Annotated in this window: 16 protein-coding genes; 7 read left to right on the top strand and 9 right to left on the bottom strand. The window is 36.2% G+C overall.

Translation table 11 applies throughout. The annotated features are described in order from the left end of the window. Nucleotides 1–24: 24 nt before the first annotated feature. From BUC12_RS04260 to BUC12_RS04290, 7 genes are all read right to left on the bottom strand, one after another. Nucleotides 25–693 carry a hypothetical protein gene (locus BUC12_RS04260; RefSeq protein WP_062176490.1) on the bottom strand — a complete coding sequence of 223 codons (669 nt, stop codon included), beginning with the start codon at nt 691–693 and terminating at the stop codon, nt 25–27. A 289-nt stretch (nt 694–982) separates the two neighbouring features. Beyond that, nucleotides 983–1,471 (bottom strand): YdeI/OmpD-associated family protein, encoded by a 489-nt coding sequence (locus BUC12_RS04265; RefSeq protein ID WP_062176488.1) that lies wholly within the window; start codon nt 1,469–1,471, stop codon nt 983–985. 47 nt (nt 1,472–1,518) lie between these two features. Then, nucleotides 1,519–1,857 (bottom strand): YciI family protein, encoded by a 339-nt coding sequence (locus tag BUC12_RS04270; protein WP_062176485.1) that lies wholly within the window; start codon nt 1,855–1,857, stop codon nt 1,519–1,521. A gap of 3 nt (nt 1,858–1,860) precedes the next feature. Continuing rightward, nucleotides 1,861–2,331: an AraC family transcriptional regulator gene (locus BUC12_RS04275; protein WP_062176482.1), complete on the bottom strand. Its 471-nt coding sequence runs from the start codon at nt 2,329–2,331 to the stop codon at nt 1,861–1,863. Continuing rightward, nucleotides 2,328–3,257 carry a helix-turn-helix transcriptional regulator gene (locus tag BUC12_RS04280; protein WP_070808540.1) on the bottom strand — a complete coding sequence of 310 codons (930 nt, stop codon included), beginning with the start codon at nt 3,255–3,257 and terminating at the stop codon, nt 2,328–2,330. The genes BUC12_RS04275 and BUC12_RS04280 overlap by 4 nt, the downstream gene beginning before the upstream one ends. 8 nt (nt 3,258–3,265) lie before the next feature. Continuing rightward, the gene (locus BUC12_RS04285) at nt 3,266–3,691 is read right to left on the bottom strand and encodes a VOC family protein (protein WP_070808539.1); all 426 of its coding nucleotides are present in this window, start codon (nt 3,689–3,691) and stop codon (nt 3,266–3,268) included. 133 nt (nt 3,692–3,824) lie between these two features. Further along, a complete protein-coding gene (locus BUC12_RS04290) occupies nt 3,825–4,178 on the bottom strand; it encodes a winged helix-turn-helix transcriptional regulator (RefSeq protein WP_062176479.1) in 354 nt (117 codons plus the stop codon). A 154-nt stretch (nt 4,179–4,332) separates the two neighbouring features. Between BUC12_RS04290 and BUC12_RS04295 the strand changes: the two genes are divergently transcribed. Continuing rightward, nucleotides 4,333–4,860 (top strand): NAD(P)H-dependent oxidoreductase, encoded by a 528-nt coding sequence (locus tag BUC12_RS04295; protein ID WP_062177004.1) that lies wholly within the window; start codon nt 4,333–4,335, stop codon nt 4,858–4,860. Nucleotides 4,861–5,153: 293 nt separating this feature from the next. Further along, nucleotides 5,154–5,747 (top strand): phosphorylase family protein, encoded by a 594-nt coding sequence (locus BUC12_RS04300; protein WP_062176476.1) that lies wholly within the window; start codon nt 5,154–5,156, stop codon nt 5,745–5,747. 166 nt (nt 5,748–5,913) lie between these two features. Here BUC12_RS04300 and BUC12_RS04305 read toward each other — a convergent pair whose 3' ends face one another. Next, nucleotides 5,914–6,915 carry a malate dehydrogenase gene (locus BUC12_RS04305; protein WP_062176473.1) on the bottom strand — a complete coding sequence of 334 codons (1,002 nt, stop codon included), beginning with the start codon at nt 6,913–6,915 and terminating at the stop codon, nt 5,914–5,916. Between the two features lie 291 nt (nt 6,916–7,206). Here BUC12_RS04305 and BUC12_RS04310 point away from each other — a divergent pair, with 291 nt between their 5' ends. After that, entirely contained in the window at nt 7,207–8,016 is an 810-nt protein-coding gene (locus tag BUC12_RS04310; RefSeq protein ID WP_062176470.1) for a helix-turn-helix domain-containing protein, read from the top strand. 44 nt (nt 8,017–8,060) lie between these two features. Here the strand turns inward: BUC12_RS04310 and BUC12_RS04315 are convergent, their stop codons facing one another. Further along, nucleotides 8,061–9,860: a helix-turn-helix domain-containing protein gene (locus BUC12_RS04315; RefSeq protein WP_062176467.1), complete on the bottom strand. Its 1,800-nt coding sequence runs from the start codon at nt 9,858–9,860 to the stop codon at nt 8,061–8,063. Nucleotides 9,861–10,324: 464 nt separating this feature from the next. On the opposite strand from BUC12_RS04315, the gene BUC12_RS04320 reads away from it, so the two are divergent. From BUC12_RS04320 to kdpF, 4 genes are all read left to right on the top strand, one after another. Next, nucleotides 10,325–11,161 (top strand): hypothetical protein, encoded by an 837-nt coding sequence (locus BUC12_RS04320; RefSeq protein ID WP_139261997.1) that lies wholly within the window; start codon nt 10,325–10,327, stop codon nt 11,159–11,161. A gap of 13 nt (nt 11,162–11,174) precedes the next feature. Beyond that, the gene (locus tag BUC12_RS04325; RefSeq protein ID WP_062176462.1) at nt 11,175–11,924 is read left to right on the top strand and encodes a hypothetical protein; all 750 of its coding nucleotides are present in this window, start codon (nt 11,175–11,177) and stop codon (nt 11,922–11,924) included. A 25-nt stretch (nt 11,925–11,949) separates the two neighbouring features. After that, entirely contained in the window at nt 11,950–12,726 is a 777-nt protein-coding gene (locus tag BUC12_RS04330; protein WP_062176461.1) for a hypothetical protein, read from the top strand. Nucleotides 12,727–13,093: 367 nt separating this feature from the next. Beyond that, a complete protein-coding gene (gene kdpF, locus BUC12_RS04335; protein WP_073357285.1) occupies nt 13,094–13,183 on the top strand; it encodes a K(+)-transporting ATPase subunit F in 90 nt (29 codons plus the stop codon). Nucleotides 13,184–13,187 lie beyond the last annotated feature (4 nt).

Consider the following 13,187-nt stretch of genomic DNA (forward strand, 5'->3'; position numbering starts at 1 on the left):
TCTCTATAAGACACTTTTACCATTTCACAATTTCCCTCTGTATTCATCCATAATCGCAGAAAATAATTCACCTGTCGTAGGTGGTGTATATGTAATCAAATTGGCCCCGGCTTCAATTGTAGAAAGAATACTTTCGGGAGTAGGTCCTCCTGTTGCTATTATCGGAAAATCGGGGTGTCTCTTTCTTATATTGTGAACAATACTTGCAGTATTAGAGCCTCCCGAAACATTGAATATTGATACTCCGGCCTTGATTCTCGACTCGAAATCTTCTTTTTCAGACACCACTGTTATAACAATGGGGATATCTAACCTCTCCTTCATTTCCGAAATTAAGCTGTTAGGTGTAGGTGCATTCAGCACTACACCATAAGCCCCATTTAACTCTGCATTAATTGCAATATCAATAGAGCGTTGTCCACTTGTAATGCCACCTCCTACACCACAAAACACAGGTGTGGGTGAGATCTCTATAATTGCCTGATTAATTGCTATCTGGGGTGTAAAGGGATAAACCGCGATCACTCCGTCCGCATTATTGTTTTTAATAATGGCTAAGTCTGTAGAAAACACCAGTGATTTCAATCGCTTACCGAAAATATTAATGCCACTTGCATTGTATATCTCTTCCGGCATTTTTATTGGCTTCTTACGCAGTGCTGATTCAATTATCGGGATAGGTATTTTATTCATAAAGCATTAGTATAATCAGTTTACAATGATCCATAAAGAGTAAACCCCAATCTTACAAGAGAAGTTTATTCCGACAGTCAGACACAACTACTTATTATTATTTATATAGAAATTTTCACTAAATTTCATATCTGAAAGATATATAACCGTTTACCGACACTAAAATACTATGATAAAGCAACAAAGCCCGAAACTTATTAAAGTTTCGGGCTTCTATATTTATTTCTCATCTTATACAATAAGCATTCGAATTAGTGCAGTTCTATGAAGAGTAAAATACAAATAGAAGTTATTTTAGTTTATCATAAAACTTCTCTCCTTTTTGCAGCATTATGATTGATTTAGCAATGCGGTCAGCTTTTGTTTGCTCTGTTTTGGCTGAATTAATCCAGTCTACAAATGCTTTTTTCTGGCCATCACTATAATTTTCAAATTTCTCTAAAACACCATCTTCATACTTCATGCACAGAATCAGTTCTTCGGGAATAATCAAAGGCGTTTTATCCTCGTATATAGTAACATGTACTGTGTCAGGCGCTTCCTTTTGTATCTTTTTCTTTATCGCCGATTTCACGGGAAGAACAAGATTTCCGTTTCCAAGAGGCATAAGATGCACATTCGAGAACTCATAATCATCGATTTTCCCTTTCACTTTTAACATCCCAAAAGGAGCTTTAGCCATCGGTATTTCAGGTATTTCGACATAAGTAACAGAACCTTTATAGTCCGGTTTCTGTAGCTGATAATCTTTATCTACTAATGGCTTTTCTATTTCCATTTAGATCAATATTTTTTACGATTGTGACAATTCTCCTATTACGACATTTACATATTTGTATAATGCATCAGCAGGTAGTTATTGGCAGAGTTAGCCTCCTGTATTTCATGAATAAGATAAGTATTATATCCTTTCCGGACAATAAAAGGATCCCGCAATACATAACTCTCGGCTTCTTCATACGATTTTGCATTCAGTATAAGCATTGCTTTATCTTCTCTACCCAACAACGGCCCGCATAAAAAAAGTATCCCTTTAGAATCCAAATCCTTTAAATGTTCAACATGTGCATTTGTCGCATCTGTTACCTGCTCTGCTGTAAAAGTATCCTCAGTATTTAGGTCCTGATAAATAATCAAAAACTTAGATATTTTCGCGTTCTCCATAATTTATTTCATCGGAATGCATAAGTCTACTGTGCAAGGAGCATTCTCATCTTCAGGATCGCCACAAGTTATATATAGCTCATAATGATCACGCATATCATATTCATACCCTTTTTCATTAAACTCGGCATATACTTTTTGCCATGCTTCACCATATTCTGACATATTTACCTCTACTTGCATCACAAAATATTTTCCTCCACTTATAGTATAATGCTTCATCCCTTCACCTAATGCAATACCCGAAAGATCTTCCAGACATGCTTCCGAACGCAATTTCTCAGCCGGGGTATGCATTGGATCATCGTGATAAACCCCTGCCATTTTAGGAGAAGCCGCCCAGAGATTATTTGCTCCTGCCCATTCAGCAAGCTTCTCAAATGCTCCCGCAATACCGGCGTATTCGCCAACATGTGAAACTGCAATTGTCTTGATCGGTTCGAGGTTCTTAACCTCTGCGCTGTTTATTTTCATAAGTCTAAATTTTTAATGATTTGTTTTATAATATCTTTAACTTCAACAGGACTAACCACTGTTGTTGTATCGGCATTGGCTAACGTCCACCTTGCTAAAAGCTCAAGCGAATAAGCCATGTACGTTTGTTCTATTTCTCCGTTTGGTAACTCTTTTTCATCGGTCAACCCCATAAAAAAGCACCTGTCGGCATTATAGCGAGCCACCTCCTTACTCGTATGTAAAACTACCTCCCTGAGACATTGAGAGTCATCCACTCCAAGTAGTGATTCTAATGGGGGATGAACTCTAGTATGACTATCTGTTGTTATTTTTATTCCATTGATACGATCAAGCCTGAATGCCCGGTATCCTTCACGCACATGACACCAGGCAGAGAGGTACCAACAGGGATGTGAATAACTGACGCCTACAGCTTCAAGTGTTCTCTTGCTCTTATTCCCTTGTGCATTGATATAATCAACCTCAGTTATTAACCGGTCATTTATACTGCTCAATATGGTTTGCAGCAAATTAGGCAGGCTCTCACGTATATTTCTGCTTTTATATACCGCAATAGAATTGTCCATATGATGGAGGTAATCTTTATCTACGGTTTTGAGCGCAGCGCGAACCTTATCCATCCCCTGACGGAAATAATTACTGTTCTGAGAATCGGTCAGTTGTTCTATAATCTTTTCTGCTGTCAGAAAAGCCATAGCCTCCTCTTTTGTAAACATAAGTGAAGGTAATCTGTACCCGTCTACTAAAGAATAGCCAATCCCCGAATTACCACATATAGGAACCCCTGCTTCCGACAGTGTACGCATATCACGATAAATGGTTCGTTGACTCACTCCGAAACGTTCTGCCATTTCAGAAGATTTCACAACCGGACGTGATTGTAACTGCACCAATAATGCGGATATGCGGTCGATCCGATTCATAACACAACTCAGGCTTCTTCGTACATCAATGCCCAAAGAATGCCAAAACGGTCAAGAACTTCGCCATAACGTTTTGCAAAAAAAGCTTCGGATAATTCGCATTGGATCTTTTGTGCACCTACACAAAGTTTTGCATAGATTTCTTCTGTTTGAGCTATAGAATCGCAGGCGAGCGTCAACATATGTCCGCCGTTACCAAAATTTCGCGAATCACTTGGTAAAGTATCAGCAGCACTCATAGAACCTCCGGGGAAAATGATACAGCAATGCATTACTTTTTGTTTGAAGTCATCCGGAATTTCCGGCATTCCCGATTCAGCCGGCATAGAATCGTAACGATACAGGTTTTCGATTTTTCCTCCTAATACATCTGCATAGAAGTTGGCAGCCTCTTCGGCCTGACCATTAAAAATAAGATAAGACGTTAGTTTCATAATATTATGCTTTTAATTGAACTGTGAGGTAAAGATATAATACTTGATTGACAACAGTATGTCAGCAACTTTTTTAAATTATAAAACATTTTCCGGAGAGGACTATTAACTCTTAATCAGTATGCAGTACCATCTACTTCCGGCTTCCTTTGTCCGAAAGACTTGCGTATAAATTTCCCCAATCTTCAATAGTCCTAAGAAGTGGTAAGATAGTTAAGCCTATTTCCGTCAAAAAATATTCAACCCTCAAAGGAACTTCCGCATAAACTATTTTTGAGACCATACCGCTCATCTCCAATTCTTTTAGCTGTTGTTGCAGCACACGTTTGTTGATTCCCTCAACAGTTTCACTCATGTCTTTAGGACGTATGACTCCTCTGTTTATCAAGTCGATAATACACAATTTCCATTTTGAACCTATTACTCCCATTGCAATATTTATTCCGCAGGTCAGGTCAACCGGAATTTTACGTTCATATGCAGGCATAGTCTTTTTTTACAAAAATACGAATTAACTCACTGATAACGGTATGGTGCTAAAATTATCATTATACGATAAAATTATCCCTTATAGTATATCATATCAGCTATCTGTAACTTTGCCCATAGAAAACAGATTATTAAGTTTAACAAAGAATGGAATGAAAACATTAATAGTAGTTGCACACCCGGAACTCACAAATTCGAATGTAAACAAAAAATGGGTAGATGAACTAAATCAGTATCCTGATAAGTTTACCATACACCAACTATACCAAGTATATCCCGATGAAAAAATAGATAAAGAAAAAGAACAAAAACTAATCGAGGCTCACGATAAGCTTATCTTACAATTCCCCATGTATTGGTTCAACTGCCCACCCCTACTCAAAAAATGGCTCGATGTAGTATTCACATATGGCTGGGCTTATGGATCAAAAGGCAATATGCTGAAAGATAAAAAAGTTGCTTTAGGGATTTCTGCAGGTATATCAGAAGAAGATTTTGCAGTATACAACACTCCCGGCTGTAATATTTTCGACCAATTGACATCTCCATTCAAAGCTACATTTACATACACTAAATCAGACTATCGTTCATACTTTGCTTTTTTCGATGCTAACGAACCTACAGTAGAAAAGCTGGAGTCTAAAGCTAAAGAATATGTTAATTTTATACTTTCTCTTTAATCAATAAAAAGCAAGAGACCGTACAAAAACAGTCTCTTGCTTGGTTTATGAAACCTTAATATTTTGATTTGTTCTATTATTGTACAGATTTAGTTAATTGCTCTCCATTTCCCTCATTTACCATCCTTATTCTTTTTTGTTCATCAATATTATTCCAATAAAAACAGATATTTGTACATTTGAAAAAATAAACCATCTTATGAGATACTCGAAAAAGGATGATAATGACAATATAAAACATTTCATATCCTAACAATATCCTGTTTCTTTATCTTGCCGTTATTTTAATAAATATGTCAAAAACAATCTTAGTCACTTACGCCGTAAAAGAAGAATTTATTCCACTGGAAGTTAACGGGTACGATTTAGTACATATACATACAGGAGTTGGTAAAACACAATCGGCATACACATTAACAAAGAGCATCTACGAACATAAACCGGAGTTGGTACTCAATGTAGGAACAGCCGGAACTCTGCAGCACAGTATCGGAGATATCTTTATTGCAAAACATTTTATTGACAGGGATTATGAAACGATAAAATTACCGGGAATAAGCTATGAGATTAACGGAATGGACTTTCTTAATTTTAATCCGGAACTAAAAAAATGGGTGTCTGAATACGGGAAACTAGCGATATGTAATACAGGTGATACTTTTGTGACTGAAGCCTCGTCCCTATCGGGAGATGTTGTTGATATGGAAGCTTATGCACAAGCTTTTGTCTGTAAGGAACTAGGTATTCCGTTTCTTTCGGTTAAATATATTACCGATATTATAGGACAAAATTCTATCAAACATTGGGAAGATAAACTGGAAGATTCCCGTATAGCTTTATCAAGATGGTTTGAAGAGTATAACATATTATCTTTAATAACAAGTTGAGGGAATCTATTACAAAAATAGCTCAATAATAAAAAGAGAGAGAAAGCCTGCTTAAGACGAAATAATTATCTTAACTATCAGACCTTCTCTCTTTATAAATAAAACAGTGTGGCTGTACCTGTTAATACAGTTGTACACAAAATAATATACTCTCTTCGTAAAATAATTACATATTAGGATTTATAGAATTCCATTCACTTACAGCAGGAATAACCCCAGAACTGATAAGCTGATCTCTCAACTCACACAGATGTATATAACTTTGGCGAAGATCTTTCCGTTCACTTTCTGTTCCTTCCACTTCTTTATAATGGACTCCATTAGTATCTATAGATGTTTCCATAGCCATCATGATATTAGGAAATTCTTTGCTGCTAGCAAGATATACCCCTACAGGCCAATCGAATTTATCTCCACCCATAACAGCGCGTATCATTCCTAGCGACAGATATGCAGGACTCTGGAACGAAGAACGCCCTCTCAGTTCTATTATCTTTTTACCTCCTTGTATTACTCTTTCCTTCATATCCTGCCACTGCTTATCAGTCAGCACCGATGTTCCTATAAGCTCATTCAGCGGATTGCCATCAATAGTTGCGGTTGAAGAAAATACAGCCATCTGCTCACCATGTCCTCCGTAAGTTCTACAATTAATTACTTTATCCGGAGAAAGATTGAAATGTTTAGCTAATTCGTTACGCAATCTTGTACTGTCCAATGCTGCAAGTGTAGAAACCTGAGAAGGTTTTAATCCTGAATAAAGCAAGACTAACAATCCTGTTATATCTGCCGGATTGAAAATCACACTAACATGTTTTACATCCGGACAATATTTTTTGACATCCTTTCCAAACTGAATAGCAATTTCAGCATTCCCTTTCAGTAAGTCTTCTCTGGTCATGCCTTCTTTTCGTGCAGCACCACCCGATGTTATAATGTATTTACTGTTTTTTAGTGCCTCTTCGATATTACTTGTATAAGTTATATTAACACCGGTAAAGCCACATTGCAGCAACTCTTCGGCAACACCCTCCAGCCCTTTGGCATAAGGATCATATAGACAAATATTTGATGACAAACCCATCAGAATAGCAGATTGAGCCATATTGGAACCTATCATTCCGGCTGCTCCAACTATCGTTAATTTTTCAGATGTAAGAGTTTTCATATCTCAATTATTTTACGGTTATATTACAAATGTACTATACTTGTACTGATTCTTGTTATTTTTAATTATTATGGGGGATAACTAAAAGTTATAGTATTTTTAGTATTATATATAACCTACTGCCGTATATTAATGTTTATAACATCTATCTTTCTCAACTCAATTTTGGAGATAAATACGCCGTTTATTAAAGGAAGAGAGCCTCACAACAAAGGCCTATGAGCTTCTCAACAATGATTATCTTAATCTTTTGAATTACTTTTACATAATAATTACAAACGATATACACATATGGCTTACCCGGATCCAATCAATTATTCAGGCATATTCCTATCTTGGTATCACCAAAACGATACTAAATGCATACATACTAATGCAGATCATAACCTTATATATTTATATTCGGGAAAACTCATTATTGAACAAGGCAACAAAGAGACAGTGATTAATCCGGGCGAATGTGTATTTGTACGCCGTAATCATCGTGTAAAGATGAATAAACTATCTTCCGACGGTAATGGATATAAAGGAATCTCCATGACATTTAAAAGAAATGTTCTTCGTGAATTTTATAATAAAATGGATAAAAAGTCCATGCCGAAAAATGTGCAGATGCCCGAAAAAAGCATCTTCAAGATATCATTAAGACCTGACATTACAAGTCTTTTTCAATCCTTAACTCCATACTTTGATTCATTGGTAAAACCGACAGATGAAATCATAAAACTGAAAGAACAGGAAGGTATTTATTGTTTGCTTAATACGGATAAGAACTTCTACCCCGTATTATTCGATTTTACCGAGCCGTGGAAAATAGACATCCTCGACTTTATGTATGAAAATTATATGGATGACCTGACTATGGAAGAGATAGCTGTATTTACAGGCAGAAGCCTGGCAACATTCAAAAGAGACTTTGCTAAAATAAGCGACCTAACTCCTCAAAAATGGCTAATCAACAAGAGGCTGGAGGTTGCCTATAACAAGCTCCAAAGCGGAAATAAGAAAGTGAGTGATGTATATGTTGAAGTAGGTTTCAAAAATCTGTCTCACTTTTACACTGCTTTCAAAAAACAATATGGCTTTTCTCCCGGGAAATAAACAAACAACATTTTTATTACAGAAGAGAAGCCATAATGTTAGGTCTATTCTCTGGTTCTTTCTTCATCAGCACAATCTCTGAATTCGGAAGGACTCATACCGAATCTTTCTTTGAATAATTGCGAAAAAGTGTTCCTGTTCTTAAATCCTGCTTCCGTATATACTTCTTTGATCAATATATCCTCTTCATTTAATAATAGATTACGTGCATAATCAATCCGGAAGCTATTTATAAACTCATTGAAGCTCATATTAGCATTATCGGATATTGCACCTATAATATACTGCCTGTTTGTGCCTAATTCTTTAGCTAAAGAGTCGCGGGATATGTCGGGATCCGTATATTGCTTAGTTGTTTTTAGAAACTCAATTATGCGTGAATAGAGAGTTTGTTCTGTATTCTGTTGCTGCCCTTCTTTCTGTGATATTTCTGAGTCCCTTTCCGGAATCAGTTCAGCATGTCTATTAACAATAACCGGTATAGGAGATAACATCTCTTTTTGCTGTTTGAACAATAGCATGTTCTTTCTCTTCAATTTCTTATTGGTTACTACGAAATAAATAATGAGAATAATAGCTAGGAATATTATAGTACTTGTACTTACAGCTATGATTTTTACTCTTTGTTCACTATTTTCTTTTGCCTGCTGTGCCTTGTCTACTTCAAAAATAGCCCATAGCGAACTAATCTCTTTAGCAGTATGTGCTTTGTTTATAGAATCGGTAAGGTGTAATAGTTCTTTCAGTGCTAAATTAGCCTCTTTATACTTACCCTGTTTCTCGAGAATAAGAGCTTCCCATTTAGGAGTGTTTTTATAATCCGGAGTCAAAGCAAAAGGAATTGCCAATTCCTTACTTTCATTCAGATATTCCATTGCTTTGGAATAATCTCCTTTTTGATAATTATAAACCATATTTGCCCAGTATTTCTGGCTATACATCTCATTTATTGCATTATTGAGAGATTCTAATACTTCAACTCTTAAATAAACATCTTCCATCTTTTGAAGCATTAATGATACTTGGTCAAAATCCTTTTGGAATGAATAAGCAACCGATTTAAACATGTAAAAATTAAAGAGAGCCACTTTGTGAACATTTGCTCCAAACTCAGGTTGAAATTTATCCGGAATATTTTTGTTATATGCAAGAATAGAATCACTATAAGCCAAACTTCTCTGATAATCACCTAACATATAATAACTCTCTGCAATCTCACAACAAATGGTGATTTTCAATTCAAACGCTTGAGGATGAAGATTTGGTTGCTTCAGCCCCATCTTTCCTACCTCAATGGCTTGTTCATGCTTACCTACTGTCCGATAGATTTCCATCAAAGACATATATGTCCATAGATCTGCATCGACTTTTCTAACTGAATTATACTCTATATTTTGTTTTAGTGTATTAATAGCTAGTTCTGAATAACTATTCAGAACACACCAACTAACAAACTGTCCTCTTAATACATTGATAAATAATACAGCCTCTTTGTCATTATTTAAGTAATAGTTCTCAGCCTTTTTATAATAGAAATATATGCTGTCTAAATTATTTTTTGACACATATTTCATCATCTGCACCAGATATTCTTCTCCAAATAATTTTTTTTGTTTGAAAAAGCGTGCCACGACTTCATGTTCTCCTATTGTATTAGCTGTAAACAATATTAATCTTTTTTCTTTTTGATCAAGTTTTAATAAATCGTTATTACATGAATCCATTTTTGCGAATAAAGATTCTTTCATCTTAAGCATATCCTGAGACTGGGCAATAACCGATAATTGTATAAATGACAGGAAAAACAGGGTAAATATTAATTTACCTTTCTTTTTAACATTCATATTTAAGCCATAGTTGATTTTTATTAACTCAATACGAAATTATCTCATTTTTTTTTCTTTTCCCTCAAAATTCATCCTTATTAAGGATTTTTGCGTATACATGACACACTTTTGCATATGCGTGACACCTATCTGAGCCCTTAGGCATACTTTTGACTCCGGTTTTCTATGGCTTGATCTTTAGGCTAAACCAACACCAATTAAAAAAACATTCACTCTTATTCTTGGTTTAAGCTACTGAATAAAGCAACAGTTTTATGTATTACATTATATCGGAAATACTTTCTTCAACTTCATTGGATAATTGTTTTGAGTTACTTTTTTGTTGTCGTTCACAATCTACTCGTAAATCCAATAAACTGCATTGTATTATATACAGTAGAGTTCTGTGACTGCGCTTTGCTGTATTCCGGTATAATCAAATTTAAAAGCTAACACTATTTAAATGATAAATGATAATTAAAATGAAGAAGAGATATACATTACTATCAGCCTGGTTGCTGGTAAGCATTTTGTCTTCTGTATTACTTAATGCGCAGGTGGGTATAAATACCATAGTACCCTATTCTAAAAGTGTATTCCATATCGATGGGCAAGGCAATAACACATCGGCAGTCACCGTATCACCGGTTGAAGCTGCCGATGATATTGTTATTGATAGAAAAGGCAATGTGGGAGTTGGAGCTGTTAATCCAACAACCAAACTGCATATAGATGCAACTCTGGGCAGCCTCAAAGCTATCCGAATAGCCGATGGATCAGAAGGAGCCAATAAGTATCTGTTTTCCGACTCGGAAGGGAAAGTTACATGGAAACCCAAACCGATGCCTCAAGGAGTAGTTTACTATACGAAAACACCTCAGACTTTTACAAAAGGTGTTTTTACAAAAGCGCTTGTAGAGGTCAATTCCGAAAACAACACTGATATCCTCATACCTTACGAGGGTAGTTATATAGTAACTGTACGTTGGTGGGGATCGGTATCCATAGCCGAGTCTACGACCACTGGAGAGTATAGGATCGTACCCGGGGAATTAGAATTGCATCGAAAACGAAATGGAGTATCGACCCGTGTAGATAATACTGTGATATATACTCCTGTTCAGGAACAAGGAGCAACGGGAAGCTCCCGGATGACATTTACCATAAGCTTGTTCGCTTCAGGAATGCAGGCAGGGGATATCCTTGAACTCTATGTAAAACCAACCGGACCAAATGACTGGACTGTTGGAGCCGGATTAACTGCCGCTCAACAGAATCAGGTCATTTATTACCCAAGTATTATGGTGTACAATATTTAAAGATAAGATTGATATGAAAAAGAATATAGTATTATATGTTTCTCTATGGGTGGTTTGGGTGTCGGTGTTTTCGCAAGTCTCCATTAATACACAAAACCCGAAAGGCATTTTTTATATAGATGCTGCTGCTGATAATACCGGTAGCTCGACAGATCGATACAATAACGATGTGATGATCGACACCAACGGTTCGCTCATTATAGGAGTAGATTCCACCACACCCACGGGTAAAGCCAAGGTCGATATAACTTCTGTCGAACGCTATGGGGCGCTTCGTTTTCAGGATGGGAACGAAGCTGAAGGTATGGTATTGTTTGGAGATAAAGACGGTTATGCAAGCTGGGGCATGATGAAAGGTAGCGGAGGCTATATGGAATCGGTTGTAGCACCAACAGGCATTATGGCATCAAGAACAAACTATCCCTTATGGTTTACTTTGTATAGAAACTACATTCCCATTTTAGACGATGGGAACTATGTGATAATGATTCGCACAGCTATGACTTATACCGGAACTCCGGTTCGGATGAGCGGCTATTTCTATTTGTGCAAAAATGATGCTGATCCTGACACCTCAGTTATAGACACCTACGAATTTTACATTAATGTAATTGATAATCAAAAGTTTTCGGCTTACACTATACTTCGGGCAATAGATGTAAAAGCAGACGATAAATTGTACATAGTTGCACGTCCTCAATCTGTAAACATCTCATGGAATATGGATTTGGCAGCAACACAAGTGTTTGTATATCGGGTATAACAACAAAAAACAAAAAACAAGAAAAATGAACAAGATATTATCAATGTTACTAGCCATTAGTTATGGGTGGGTAGCAGCTTACGGACAGATAGGCATTAATACAGAATTCCCTCTAAGAGTATTTCACGTAGACGGTGCAGGTGATAATACCTCATCTAATCCATCAGAAGCAGAGCAATTGAACGATGTCGTAGTAACATCTGCAGGTAATTTAGGGATCGGAACTTTAACCCCGGTTACAAAAGTGGATTTGAAGAATGATCCCATATCATCCGTATCTTCGCTTCGTATTCAGGATAAATTAGGAGCATATCCTAATAAAGTCTTAGAATCGGGGACTGACGGAATAGCTTTTTGGGCAGAACAGCCGCCATCGATTACAAAAACATATGCTGCAGTACCTGCTCAAAAGTTTATTACCCGAGTACGTACACGGTTGGTAACAGACTCTGATATGGTAATACCTCAGAATGGAAAGTATTTGCTTACATTACGCTGGTGGTCATATTATAGATGGACTAATAGCCCTTCTAAAAAAGTGAGTATATATGTATATGTGCTTAAACGCGGAATTACAGGCGATTTAGATCAAATTGAATATTACTTGTTGGCAAGCCAGAATCAGGTAATATCTTTTACTACCTCCCTGTATTTAGGTGATTGCACAGCCGGTGAAATCGTAGATATTGAAATATACCCTTCGATTGGAGGTTCTGGTGGAGATGGACAAACCCAATACGAACTATATGGCAATGCTACTCGTCCCGATCTGATACCTCAGGTTATTTTATATTCTATATAACTTCATCATAATTTAACAAATTAGAGTAAAGGGTCAGACTGAATTATCTATCAGTCTGACCCTTTTATGGAAACTTAAGATTAAGAATGCTTTTGTCCAGTGAAACAAAAATAATTAAGTCTTCGTTATCGCTGATAATCAATAAAACATTATTGTACACTTCCATTATACACAAGCAAGCCTGTTAAATACTGAGCAGATAACAATCCGATTATTTGAGGTTTGCCTGATTCAGTCTATTAGTATTCGTAACACAATAATCTTAACAAGTCTTTATAAAATCTTTATATCAGACTGTTTTTCTTTATATAATCCTTATGACTTCCACTATAGCTTTGTATTATAAAACCAAATAAATACAAAAAGTATGGAAATATCTTATCTAGTTGGTGTAATTGTGGCAATCCTTATTTTAGGATACCTCATTTATGTATTGATAAAACCCGAAAAATTTTAATTGA

The sequence above is a fragment of the Indolivaga macrotermitis genome (genome assembly GCF_900128985.1).
Taxonomy (GTDB): domain Bacteria; phylum Bacteroidota; class Bacteroidia; order Bacteroidales; family Dysgonomonadaceae; genus Dysgonomonas_A; species Dysgonomonas_A macrotermitis.

Coding starts and splice junctions, on each gene's coding strand:
- BUC12_RS04300 (WP_062176476.1), top strand. CDS start 5,154: ATGTCAAAAACAATCTTAGTCACTTACGCCGTAAAAGAAGAATTTATT.
- BUC12_RS04260 (WP_062176490.1), bottom strand. CDS start 693: ATGAATAAAATACCTATCCCGATAATTGAATCAGCACTGCGTAAGAAG.
- BUC12_RS04265 (WP_062176488.1), bottom strand. CDS start 1,471: ATGGAAATAGAAAAGCCATTAGTAGATAAAGATTATCAGCTACAGAAA.
- BUC12_RS04270 (WP_062176485.1), bottom strand. CDS start 1,857: ATGGAGAACGCGAAAATATCTAAGTTTTTGATTATTTATCAGGACCTA.
- BUC12_RS04305 (WP_062176473.1), bottom strand. CDS start 6,915: ATGAAAACTCTTACATCTGAAAAATTAACGATAGTTGGAGCAGCCGGA.
- BUC12_RS04295 (WP_062177004.1), top strand. CDS start 4,333: ATGAAAACATTAATAGTAGTTGCACACCCGGAACTCACAAATTCGAAT.
- BUC12_RS04290 (WP_062176479.1), bottom strand. CDS start 4,178: ATGCCTGCATATGAACGTAAAATTCCGGTTGACCTGACCTGCGGAATA.
- BUC12_RS04330 (WP_062176461.1), top strand. CDS start 11,950: ATGAACAAGATATTATCAATGTTACTAGCCATTAGTTATGGGTGGGTA.
- BUC12_RS04325 (WP_062176462.1), top strand. CDS start 11,175: ATGAAAAAGAATATAGTATTATATGTTTCTCTATGGGTGGTTTGGGTG.
- BUC12_RS04320 (WP_139261997.1), top strand. CDS start 10,325: ATGAAGAAGAGATATACATTACTATCAGCCTGGTTGCTGGTAAGCATT.
- kdpF (WP_073357285.1), top strand. CDS start 13,094: ATGGAAATATCTTATCTAGTTGGTGTAATTGTGGCAATCCTTATTTTA.
- BUC12_RS04315 (WP_062176467.1), bottom strand. CDS start 9,860: ATGAATGTTAAAAAGAAAGGTAAATTAATATTTACCCTGTTTTTCCTG.
- BUC12_RS04280 (WP_070808540.1), bottom strand. CDS start 3,257: ATGAATCGGATCGACCGCATATCCGCATTATTGGTGCAGTTACAATCA.
- BUC12_RS04285 (WP_070808539.1), bottom strand. CDS start 3,691: ATGAAACTAACGTCTTATCTTATTTTTAATGGTCAGGCCGAAGAGGCT.
- BUC12_RS04275 (WP_062176482.1), bottom strand. CDS start 2,331: ATGAAAATAAACAGCGCAGAGGTTAAGAACCTCGAACCGATCAAGACA.
- BUC12_RS04310 (WP_062176470.1), top strand. CDS start 7,207: ATGGCTTACCCGGATCCAATCAATTATTCAGGCATATTCCTATCTTGG.